Source organism: Paraburkholderia sp. NMBU_R16 (assembly GCF_013282575.1).
Lineage (GTDB): Bacteria > Pseudomonadota > Gammaproteobacteria > Burkholderiales > Burkholderiaceae > Trinickia.
The window spans coordinates 118,240-130,617 of the sequence record NZ_JAAAYE010000010.1; the positions used below are offsets into that span (position 1 = coordinate 118,240).

General features: G+C 63.2%; 5 protein-coding genes. 3 read left to right on the top strand and 2 right to left on the bottom strand.

The features are described 5' to 3' along the window. Positions 1-148: 148 nt before the first annotated feature. Positions 149-970, bottom strand: coding sequence for a hypothetical protein (locus tag GWC77_RS07475; RefSeq protein ID WP_173256259.1), 822 nt, complete (start codon positions 968-970; stop codon positions 149-151). A 408-nt stretch (positions 971-1,378) separates the two neighbouring features. Here GWC77_RS07475 and GWC77_RS07480 point away from each other — a divergent pair, with 408 nt between their 5' ends. The 3 genes from GWC77_RS07480 to GWC77_RS07490 all read left to right on the top strand — a co-directional run bounded on the left by GWC77_RS07480 (position 1,379) and on the right by GWC77_RS07490 (position 8,462). Beyond that, positions 1,379-2,104: a TorF family putative porin gene (locus GWC77_RS07480; RefSeq protein WP_173256260.1), complete on the top strand. Its 726-nt coding sequence runs from the start codon at positions 1,379-1,381 to the stop codon at positions 2,102-2,104. A 272-nt stretch (positions 2,105-2,376) separates the two neighbouring features. After that, entirely contained in the window at positions 2,377-4,017 is a 1,641-nt protein-coding gene (locus tag GWC77_RS07485) for a hypothetical protein (protein WP_173256261.1), read from the top strand. A 329-nt stretch (positions 4,018-4,346) separates the two neighbouring features. Continuing rightward, positions 4,347-8,462 carry a hypothetical protein gene (locus GWC77_RS07490; protein WP_173256262.1) on the top strand — a complete coding sequence of 1,372 codons (4,116 nt, stop codon included), beginning with the start codon at positions 4,347-4,349 and terminating at the stop codon, positions 8,460-8,462. 64 nt (positions 8,463-8,526) lie between these two features. Here the strand turns inward: GWC77_RS07490 and GWC77_RS30260 are convergent, their stop codons facing one another. Next, a complete protein-coding gene (locus GWC77_RS30260; protein ID WP_173256263.1) occupies positions 8,527-12,075 on the bottom strand; it encodes an ankyrin repeat domain-containing protein in 3,549 nt (1,182 codons plus the stop codon). Positions 12,076-12,378 lie beyond the last annotated feature (303 nt).

Genomic DNA, 12,378 nt, shown 5'->3' on the forward strand with positions numbered 1-12,378 from the left:
ATTTCTCCGGGTTGCTGATCGAGAGGCGCGACGTGACAACCCGTGAGTACCCCAAACAGTGAAAAATGTTGCAGCCAGAACGCGAACCGTCAAACCGGACCGACCGCTCGCGGGACAACGCCGCACGCGTGCCCGCTTGCGCTTTTCGTCAGACTTTATTCAGACCGCCCTGCGCCGCCCAGTCGAAATTGCTCACGCCGGAAATGCCGTCGCCGCCCGCGACGTCGTGCGTTTCGATCTGGTTGTACGCGTCGGGATTCGACAGCATGAACTTCGCGGCCGCGGAGACTTCGGCAGGCGTACCGCTCGCCGGATTGTAAGCCATCTGATACAGCTGGTTCGGATCGAGCTTGCTGATGCCCTGCTCGTGCAGGTACGCGCCGAGCGCGCCGGAAGCGCTTTGCGCGTCGAGCGACGCGCCCGTATCGCCAATCGTTGCGTTCGCATCCAGGAAAGCGGCATCGCCCACCGAAGAGGCATCGCCGGTGTTCGACGCGTCGCTCAAGCCGCCTTGCGCCGCCCAGTCGAAATCGTTCACGCCTGCAATGCCGTCGCTGCCCGCGACGTCGTGCGTTTCGATCTGATTGAACACATCGGGGTTCGAAAGCATGAACTTGGCGGCGTCGGACACTTCCGGCGGCGTACCGGCCGCTGGGGAATACGCCATCTGATAAAGCTTGTTCGGATCGAGCGAACCGATCCCGTTCTGATGCATATAAGCGGCCAGCGCACCTGATGCGCCTTGCGCCGTCATGCCCGAATCGAGCTGACCGCCGTTGTCGACGTTCCCTGCGCCGATCGAGCCCTCCTCCGCGAACACTTGTTGCAGCATCTGCTGAATCGATTGCAGCGCCGATTCGTAAAGTGCTTCGTAATTCGCCACGGCGGTATTGACCGGGGACGGTGTGGTCGGACTCAGATCGAGTGCCTCGGTTTGAACATTGCTATCGAGAGAAAGGTTGACGCTCATGGTGTTGGACTCCGCAAGAGTAAAAAACAGCCCATGCGCATCGTGCGCGAAAGGCCCCGCCGCGTAAGCGCCGCACTGGCCTGCACATACCCGCGTCGCTCTGCGCGCCACGATATCGGAGCCGATTGTGCGGCTCCTGGCTCGCGGCGAAATCCAAATGCCATCGGCGAATCGTCGAAACACGTACACGCGTCGCGGGGCTTCAGCCCATCCATCGCTTGCCGGTAATAGTTTTTGAGGTAGCATCGTCGGCTCGGGGCGCCTTGCTCCACCCGCCGAAGTCGTTGCCCAGCGCGTCGATATTCGGCGCGCAGTCTGATCGAAAGGAAAGCGGTACGAATCATGAGTGGGATCCAGGCGTTGCTTCGAACACGAACGGCATTGCGATTGCGGCAGCGATATTCGCATTTGTCCTTCGGACAGCGCCACCCGGACGTGCGTCGGTTGGTCCTGGCGTTCGCGATGCTGGTGGCATCGGTTCCCGCCGCTCGCGCGTCAGATGCCTGGCATTTTCAGTTGGGTGCCACGACCGACCGCATCAATCGCGGTTTCGATATGAGCCACAACGAGCCCTCGGTCGACGCGGCGGTCAGTTGGTACCCCGGGACGGGGCCGTTTGCCGGCGTTTCGGCATGGACCGTCAGGCCGATGAGCGGTAGCCCGATGGGTGCGGAATTCCTCGCCAACGCCGGCTACGGATGGCGCCGCGGCGATTGGGGTGCGAAAGCGATGTTGCTGCACTATCAGTTCGCCCACATCCGTCACGCAACAAGGATCGAATACGACGAGGCAGGGTTCACGGGAAGCTGGCGCGAGAGCCTCTTCGCTTCTGTCACCGTGTCGCCGAATACCGCTTACGGAGGATCGCCGCGCACGCTGGCACTGACCTACAACCTCGTCGGGCATGTGCCGCTCGCCCACGGATTTTCGGCGACGGCCGGCGTCGGCTATTACGACCTGCACGCTGGACTCGGCTCGGGTTTCTTCTATGACGACATCGGGCTGATCTACCAATACCGTTCGCTGCAACTTCAGCTCGCCTACTTCGGCACGCAAGGTCCGGAGCGCATCAGAGCGAAGTTCGGCCCCATGCTCGTGCATCGCTGGGTCGCGCAAGTCAGTTGGTCTTTCTGAGCTCGCACGGCGAGACGGCCAGACGCATCCGCTCTCGGTCCCGCTCGTCAAACCCCGATCCGCATCGCCAAACGCGCGCCATCCACGCCTGAGATTCGATTCGCCGCGGTACGAGCAATTTCGCCGCGAGACGAGGCGTCTTCATATCTGCGTCTCGATACTGAGCGAGCGCGCTCTTCCTACGGATCAAGTAACGAAGCCGCGCATACCGAGCGGCCGTTGCCGTTCTCGCGGCACGCTCGATTACTCCAACCCTATCGAAGCAATGCAAAATGACCACTGTCCAATCCAGCCGTGCGTCAACCTCGGCTTCCAATCTCAGCTCCGCGTCCGACAACGCTCAAAGCAGCAGTCCCAAAGCACCGACGGGTACCGCGAAACGCCGTAATCCCGATTCGCCGACCGGCAACCTCGCCAAGCGTGGCAAAGGCGAGAGCAGCGAAGCGGCGTCCACCCTGCAAGCGCATACGCGGTTTTTCGAAGACGGCAGCAGCACGACAACCGGTTCGCGCGTTCCCTCGCGTGTTCCGATTGCACAGCGCGCCGGCCACATCGCCGCCGCGCTGCGCGGCCGACAGATCGATGCGGTGACCCACGGCACCGACAAAGCAGCGCTCGAACGAGGCGCTAAGACCACGCTGGGCAGTTGGACGTCCGATTCGCATTTCCATCCGACCCAATACACGCAGCAAGGCATCCTTCCTGAAGAGATGCTCGCGATGATGGACAAGGTAGGCGTGTATCGCAGCGTGATCATGCCGATTCCAACCGATGTCATTCCATGCGGCCACCCCGACAACAATCACATTCCGCCCGAGGACTATTACGTTCCGAAGGAAGACATGAGCATGGCGCGTCACGAACTGACGGCCGAGCGCGAGAACAAGATCGCCAAAAGTGCGCATCTCGTCGTCAATCAGCAAGTCGATGCGGACACGGCCGATTTCATGGACATGTCGGGTCTCACCGATGCCCAGCGCGACCGCCTCGATCCGATGGTGACGGGCTTGCATCTGGGCTCGCCGCTCAGCTCCGAAGCGCTGCTCAAAAAGCTTCACAAGGACCCCGGCACGTTCACGGGCATCGGTGAAGTAACGATTCACAAGGAGCTCGTCGAGCGCCAGTTCGACGGTGCGCGCCAGGCCAATCTGACCGACAACGTCCAACCCTTCAAGGATCTCATCGCGACGGCAGGCGTCGTCGGCATGCCGGTGGTGCTGCATTGCGACGTGGACTCGACCGATAACCAGCGCAAGAACGGCCTCGGTGCTCCGCAGCATCTCGAGGGCATCAAAAAGCTGCTCGGCTCGCCCGAAGCGAAGAACACGACGATGGTCTGGGCGCACTTCGGCGGCATCGGCCGCTTCGTCGCGAAGCCCGACAATCACATGGAAAACCTGCGCCAGATTCTGCGCGATCCGGAGATGAAGCACGTTCACGTGGACATCTCGTGGTCGCGTGTGGCGCGCCAGATCGTCATGAAGCAAAACGCGCACGGTGTCGAGGAACCCGATCCGGCCTCGATCGACGCGGCCGCCAAGCTGATTACCGAGTTTCCCGATCGCTTTTTGATGGGCTCGGACGCGCTCGATCCGAAGAAGGAAGAAACCTGGGCCGAGACCGGCAACATGTACAAGCCGCTGCTCGACAAACTGTCTCCCGAAGTACGGCATCAGGTGACGATCGGCAACTACGAGCGCGTCATCGTCGGCGCGCGCGCGAAGGTGCGCGCGTTCGAGAAGCATGTGCTGACGAACGAGTTCATGAAGCGCAACGTGCGCCCGTCGGGGCCGACGCCGCTGCGCGACGGTCCGCACATCGAACCCGAGAAGCTACGCGCCGCGCGTGACGCGGCGTTCGCCGCCGCAGGTGTCGATGAGCGCGGCGAACCGGTATCGAACGCAGCGCATTGATTGAAAGCGAGCCCGCGGGAGCCGATGCGGTTGGCTTCGCGCGGGCCCCCCAAGACACGGTTTGAAGGACGGCGCGTGATGTTTCGGCGCCTTATTTCATTCGTCTCCATGAGCGAGTCGAGGCCATGAAACTGTTTGGAACCAGCGCGTCGTCCACCGCCGCAAGTCAACACACTGCCCAAGCCGCAACCGATAGCGGCAACCGTACCCGTGCCCCGCGTTCGAGCGGGCGTCGATCGCTTGGCGCTGTGCTTTCGAAGCTTAGCCGGCTCGGGCGATCGACGAAGGGGCCGTCTTCACGGGCGACGGACGGGAGGCTTCAGCAACCCGTGTCCGGAACCGTTCGCGCGTCCGACAACCAGCGCTCAGGCACCAGCCCTTCGAACGACGACGACGTGCGCGAAAGGGTCGCTCGCATCGTCTCGCAAAAAGACTCGCGCCGCCCTGGCGCCGCCGGTACGTCGAGCGAAGCTGAAACCCGCCCCACGATCGCGCACTTCCTCGCGCCGGAACTCGGCGTGTCGCCCAGCGCCCCCGAGAAACGTTCCAAGAAAGGGTGGAAAGGACTTCTCCATCTTCGATCCAGTTCGAAAAAGACGCCTGCCGTCGCGCAAAAAGCGCCGACGCAAGCACCCCCTGCCACATTGTCGACGGCCACCCATCGCGACGATCCCGTTGGGGAGACCGTTAGCTGGATCAGATCCCAGCGCGCCACGGAATCCACCGCGCAGCAAGATGATCAGGAGACGGGCGCCGTGGTTCTCTCCTCGACGGGAGACGGAGACGGCGATACCGAGGTCCGGCACGAGAGCCCTCGTAACTCGAACGCATCGGAGCATTCGGCGAAAGACGTCACCTATGACACCGGTCCCATCTTCGACGAGTCGGGCGACGAACATGGAGAGGACGATCTGTTCGACCTCGACATCGGCCCGTTGCATCCACCGCCCGTGGAAAACGAAATCCATCCGGTCACGCCATCGAATTCGGAAACGGGTTCGGCACGCTACGACGTCCCGCCGCAGCAGAACGAAGTGCTGAGCACGAGCACGCCGGTCCCGCAACCGGACCCCGTGCCGAGCGCCAACCAGCAGCGAAGCAGCCTCGGCAAGTTGAAGCAACTCAAGAATGCGCTCAAGGGCTGGCAGACCTATGCCAAGGACGAAGCATATATTCACGGCTTCGGCTTTTCATCGACGAGCCTGTCGCTCACCCCGATCTCGACCAATACGAAAACCGCACGCGCCAAACCGTTCACGGGCGTCACGCGCGAAGGCGATGCACCAGTCGAGCTGCACAAGCGGCTCGCGAATCTGCCCGGCAGCACGCCGCCGGCGGTGCTTCACGAAAGCCCTGTCGTGCAGGAGCTCGAAGCGCCGAACGCACTCGATCGATTGTTTCTCGACGCAAGCATCCTCCCCGGCACCAACCGCCGCCAGCTCTTCGATTCGATCAAGCAAGTCGCCGCGGAAAAGAACCTGACACCGTTCGAGGCATCAAGCCTGGCCCAGGCACTGCATATCGCGTTCAGCCGCACGCCCGATCGTTCGAGCGACGCCGTTTACGATCCAGCCTACGACGCCGCGCACGATGCGCAGATCGCACTGCAATCGCTGCCGCAGACGAATCTGCTCGATGCGCTGCGCGATACCGCCGAACCGCAGCGCACGCCCGATTACGATGCCGACAAGGCTTGGGCGCTCGCACAAGAGCTCGTTCACATTCCAGGCGACATCGGCATGAGCCTCATCGAAAAGCTCACGCCACAGACGCCGCGTCCGGCCGGCACGCATGCCTCGGTCCTGGAAAAGGACCGGATGCTGGTGAGCGTGCTGCTGAAAGCGTCGCAACAAGTCGTGCGAGAAGCACGGCAATCGGCCGATACGAAGCCCGACAGCAAGATACTTGGCGTGTTTGCTCGGGCATCCCGGCAGGTGGGCAATGCCGCCTCGCCCACGCCCGGCGGTCCTCGTATGCTCGCGCACGACCCGGCTTCGATCTTCGCCGACGGTGCGCTTCACGCCGCCATCGCCGAAGCAGGCGAAGACCACTGGCCGGGAAGCAACGATACGCCCGTCCCGAGCAATCTCTCGCTCGCGCAAAAGGCGATGCTCGCCGTCAAGGACGAATTGCAGACCATCGATGCGCACGTGGCCGACGAAGCCACGCGCGGCACGGCCTTCCGCCAGGGCGCGCACGGTTGCCGCTTCGCGATTTCGATGATTCGCGGCGATATGCTGACCGATCAAGCGCGCGAGCCGAGCGGCGTGCGCAGTCAATTCCAGCTCGCCGAATCGCGCCTGGGCAAGAGCGTCGGCAAACACCTCGACCGCGCAATGCGGCGCCCGACCACCTGGACGCGCTTCATGGGCTCGCTCGAAGCGTTGAGCCGGCACGTCGGCGTCTACAAGAACAAGAGCCCCTTCTACACTTACAACCGCATCGCGGAGAGCGACGGCGGCCGCGGCATGGGCGTCGCGAACCGGGGCGGCACGCACGCCGGCCGCGCGTTCTACGACATGCAGCACAAGGTCCAGACGACGATCGACGAACGTGCCAACCTTGGCGAGGACGCAGCTGCCGGCGACGAAGAGGCGCTGCGTCTCATGGTGCGATCGTCGATCATCCAGATGTCCAAAGCGGAAACGCTGATGTTGCCGCGCTTCGCGCAGCCCGTGAGCCTCTCGGATCTGTCGCAAGGCAAGGTCGTGGACGCCGTGATGGAGAAGCTTGCCGGCGCCGGTGCCGAAGCTGACGCCGAAGCGAACGACGCATTGCGGGCCAAAGTCGCTGCGATGGTGGCCGATGAGAACAAGCCGTTGACGACGCAACGTTTGCTGCAATGGGCCGCCGCTGTCGGCGGCCCCGACAGCGCGGGCTCGGCCAAGGAGATAGCGGGCGCGGCGCCGGCCGACCACCCATGGCGGGCGTTCGCCGAAGCGTTCGAGCGCGCGGAACATCCGGACGGGGTCGCGCCCATCGCCACGCCTTCCTTGCGCGGCAAGTCGCGCGAGGAAGTCGCAGACATCCTGGCCAAAATCGTCGCGGCGGAGGAACTGGGCTCGGGTTTCGCGCTGGACAGCGCCGGCAACGTCCAAGGCACCACCAAAAACGTTTCGGGCATCATCTCGAGCATTCCGCTGCACTTTCTCGGCAGCGTCCACGCGGACCTGGGCGGCGGCAAGATCCGCACGGTGCGCTTCGAATCGGTGACGAGTACCGATCGCAGTCAATTGCGCGTCAGCGTGACGACGCTGAAGCGCGCTCAGGCCGGCTTCGGCGGCAGCGTCGGCCATTTCACCTCGGGTGACGCACCGATCACGGCCGGCGGCGGACTCGATGTGGGCGGCGCATACGAAGTCGTCCATCAGGAAGGCGCGGTGCTCGGATTCCCCCGCAATCTGTCGGGCGGCGTGCTGGGCGATCGCGCCGTCAACGAGAAGAAGGCGCAGCTCGTCAAGCTGCTCGTGCAGGGCGGCGCGCTCGAAGGCCATGCGCAGCCGGCCAACGAGGAAGACCGCAAGTCGTTGATCAAGTGTGCGTATCAGGCATTCGGCGACGATCTGTCGATCGGTTTTTACGAAATGGACCAGACCGACAAGCAAGGCACGCTGAGCGTCAACGGCAACGTCGGCATCCGATTCGGCGATTTCAAGCTGGGCCTGCCGACGCTGGGCGCAGCCGGACGCGGGCAAGGCACGACGATCCGGTATCGGGACCAATCGGGATTCCTGAAGACCGAATGGGAAACGGACTCGACCGCCTACAACGCGTCGTTCCAAGGTTCTTTGGCGTCGCTGAATGGCTATGACCAACTTTCGGCCGGCACTCACGACCTGCACAGCTCGATCACCACCGCCGTCGCCCCATTCGTATCGGGCTCCGCGCAATTCTTCCGCTTCGGCGTGGCCGATCGTCGCGTTCAGATCATGCAGGACGGCAAGGAGTTGCCGACGAGCTTCGCGACGCGCACGTTCCAGGCGCCGATTTCCTTCCTTCACGAATTCGGGCAAAACGTCGACAAGTATGCCGACGACAAGGCAAAGAAATATTTTCCGAAGGAGTACAACGCGGGCGGTCAGTCACGCGAGAACGTAGTGCTGCGCGAGAAGACCCGCATGCTCGAGTTCGTCAACCACTACCTGAAGGAACGCGACCTGACGTCGACGCCGCAGCTCTACACGGAGTTCGGCGACAACGTGAATACGGCCAACAAACTGCGCGCAGCCGCCTACATGGCCGAGCGACTGGGCAAGAAAGAGACGGCAGCTACCGCCCGCGAAGAGATATCGGCGATACACGGCGACGAAAAATATCGTGAGGGCCGCTTCCTGACCAACCTTCAAATCGAGCAGGAAGGCAAGCAGGTAGGGATCAACGGTATCGTCGGCGTGACCTACGCTCGCAACGACAACCGCGCGCAGCAGGTCCTGTCGTTCACGTGAGCGGCCTCGCCCACTTGGGCGAATAAGCAGGCGGCGCGGCGATTGTCCCGCGCCGCTCGCGCAGTCAGAGGCGGCGCCGCTTCGATGACGGCTCCGCCAACGAGGCAGGCGAAGCCGGTGCCGCCGGCGAGCCCGGCGGCGATGTATCCGGACTGCCGTCGCTCGCGCGTCCCGAACTCGAAGCCTCATGCGAGCCCTCGTCGTCGGAACTCCCCGACGAAGACACGCCGGCGGCTCGCAGCAAGCCAACGATTTCGACATGCCCGTGAGCTTCGGCGAGCGCCAGTGGACGCCAACCGCCTTCGTCCACGATGCTTGCGTCGGCCCCGAAGCGCAGCAGGAACGCGACCGCTTCCGTGTGATCTCCTTGTACCGCGTGGTGCAAGGCGGTGCGTCCTCCGTTGTCGGTGCGATCGACTTGCGCGTCATGGTCGATCAGGACTTCGATCATATCGGCGTCGCCATCCCGCGCGGCCAGCATCAGCGCTGTCTGTCCCAGCGCGTTCGCATGTTCGACGTCGGCGCCGTGGGCAATCAGCGTCTCCGCCAATTCGGTATCGCAAGTCGTGGCAGCGGCAAGCAGTGCGGTCATACCTTCGTTGTCGGTGCCGCGGATATCGCCACCGACGCCCAGCAGCGCGTTGACCGCCTCGCCGTGACCTTCGGCTGCGGCGATGATCAGGGCGGTTCGGCCATTGGCGTCGCGCTTTTCGATCTCGGCACCCTTGGCAGCCAGCATGCGGATCGAATCGTGGCTATTGCGAGCCGCAGCGACCATCAGAGCGGTCTGCCCCGACGCATCGGTCCGGTCGAGCTCGGCGCCCGCCGCCGCCAATGCCTCGATCGACGCGGGAGCATCGATCACGGCCGCAACCATGAGCGCGTCCCGCCCATCGAGAGCGGTGTGACGGACGTCCGCGCCGGCATTCAGCAGGGTCGTCACAACGGCCGACCCTACCCCATTCGCCGCGTGCATCAGCGCGCTCCAGCCCTTGCTGTCGGTACGTGCCACGTCGGCGCGCTTTGCGAGCAGCGCATCGACGATTTCGATGTGTCCCGTGCTTGCCGCATACATCAACGCGGTTGCGCCTAGCATTCGGTCGGCGCGATCGAGGTCCGCGCCGCTTTCGATCAATGCCTCGACCATCGTCAGCTTGCCGCTTTGCGCGGCCAACATCAGTGCCGTCATGCCCATGGCATCGGCATGATCGACGTTCGCGCCGCGCGCCGCGAGCGTCCCGACCGCCGCTGTCTTCCCCATCATCGCAGCCAGCATCAACGCGCTCCGACCGTGTGGGTCAGGCAGCTCGCGCGCCGCGCCGCGGTCGATCAGCATCTCGATGGCTGGGACGTGTCCGTGCTGCGCCGCAATCATCAGCGCGCTCAAGCCTGCGGCGTTGAGCAGATCGAGGTTGGCACCGCGCGCCGCCAGCGCGTCGATCGCGGCGGCCTGCCCTACCTGTGCGGCAAACATGACGGCGGTAACACCGTCGTCTGTCACCCGGTCGACGTTGACTTCCGCGTCCGCCAACGCTTCGATCATCGGCACGCGACCGTGCGCCGCGGCAAGCATGAGCGCCGTGATGCCGGTCGCGGTGGTTTGCTCCGGATCCATGCCGCGTGCCACCAACTCCGCGAACGCCTGTGTACCGCCGTTCGCCGCCGCCACGAGCAACACGTTCCAACCGTAGAGGTCCCGATGCTCCGGGTTGGCGCCCCGTGCGAGCAGCGCCGCTAGCGCTTGGGGCCGGTCGTGCGCAGCCGCGATCAGCAGGGCGCTCCAACCGATCAGGTTCGTTCGCTCAAGGTTCGCCCCGCTCCCAAGCAGCGTCTCGATCGCCTCCAGACGGCCCGCGCGCGCGGCGATCATCAATGCCGTCTCACCTGACCCGTTCGTCAGCTCGACATCGGCGCCAGCCGCCTTGAGCGCAAGCATGGCTCCCACCTGGCCGCTTTGCGCGGCCAGCATCAGCGCAGTCCGGCTATCGCGGTTGCGCAGGTTGACATCGATCTTGCCTACCAGCCGCTCGATTGGCCGCACCATTCCTTGACTCGCGGCGTAATGCAACACGGTGCTGCCGCGTTCATCGGTTCCGCGAACCTGAGCAAATGTCTGAACCAGAAAAGCCGTCAATCGTTCATCACCGGCCTTCACCGCGCCGAGCAGTGCCGCCTCGCGCTGCGCTGTGCCGAGCACGTTCAGTTTGTCCACGATTTGCGCCGTGAGCATCTCGCCCGCATCGGATCTGTTTTCGCAGTATCGGCGCACGACCGGCTCGCTCAGCTGGGCGAGCCATCTCACAGGCGCGCGTTCCGTATCCAGCAGCGCGAGCATACGCTCGGGTGCCAGCGCAATCAGGTCGTCGTGCGGCGTATTGTTCAGGGCAGCCATCACCATCGGTGGGGTCAAGGCGTCATTCATGGAGTCCAGATCGCGCAGCACTAGCGAACGATTTTTCTTTTGCGCCTCGTCGTGAACGATAAAGGCCTGATACCCGAGTTCGACGATCTGCTCGCTCGGCCCCCGATGTACAACACGCGTCGGAAACGTGTTCAGCAGTTCGTTTTTGACGAGGTTGGCGCCAATCTGCGGAATGAGCAGCACTGGATCCCGCGTCATTCGATAGCTGGTTTCTCCATCTTCGCTTTCCTCGCTGGCAAACAGCGCCTCGGCCTCGATCGGTCCGAAGCGCTCGCGCAGTTCGGTTTCGGCCCATGGCGCAAACTCCTGATAGAAAGCCCAAACCTCGTCGGCCGACAGCGTCCGATCGGTAAAGCCATTGAACCGTCCGCGAATCTCCGCGAGGCAGTTTTCGGCGACATGGCGCACGAGCCGCCCCGGCGTGACGCGCTGCATGATGTGTTGCTTGCACGCGGCGAAATCGCCATCCGAGATGTCGAGGCTCGGAATGAACGCGTCTTCCCGCGAGTCCGTGCCATAGTCCGACACGAGATGATTCCAGCATGCGTTGTGATAATGGATTTCGTTCGGCTGGTAATGCTGACGCATGCCGAACGATCTTTGCGTGAACTCGAGAATCGCTTGTGTCAGCATCCGTTCCCATTCCGTCTTGGCGTTGAAGCGCAGCCCGCCGGCGCTTTCGAGGTCGATCTCTCTTGCCGAATTGATCAGATGCGTGATCGCGCCGTCGGCACATACGATCAGCCCGGGCGCCAGGTTCCTGACGATTTGCTCGCGCTTGTCTTCGTCGATCGCGGGATCTTCGATTCGATAGGCGAGTTGCTCCAGTGCTTCTTTGCCCTGAGTATGCGCAAGCACGACGCGTGTCGAAAAGTAACCGGAGGAACCCGCTTCGACGCGCCCCGCAAACGTTTCGATCTGCGCCGACGCATTCCGGTGTTCGGCGCTTTGCCTGCGTTCGAGAAATTGCTTCAGGGTGTCGACGTTTTTGCGGATCTGCGCCTGGGACACGGCGTAGTCGGGCGACCGTTCGAAGTCCGAAAAACTGCCGTGACGGAGCGCATTGAAATAGACCGGTCGCTGTCCGTAGCGTTGCTCGGCCTTGTGCGCGACCGCCTCACGCCTGCCGGCTGCGTCCTCGTCATTCTTCTCGACATGAAAGCTGCTGCCTTCGGTAAAGTTGATTTTCACTCGACGGACCCATTGATTCGCACCCTGCGAGCTTGCAGGTAAAGGGCACCGAGCACGCAGCCGAGCGACGAAACCGCGCCGCGCGCGGCGAATGGGGTTCCGGGTAGCGACCTCCACAAGAAATGTTTATCGACCGCCATAAAATATGTGGCTCTTTTGAAAATGCAGTGGGTAACGCGGCTCACGAGGCATGCGGGTTGAAGCTGGAGAAATCTAGCTTGCCGGCGATGAGGAACAGCACGGTTCGCATTGTTTCGAAGCGCGTGTAGCCGCGCGCCTTGCGCTTGGCAGCCTGAAACAAGC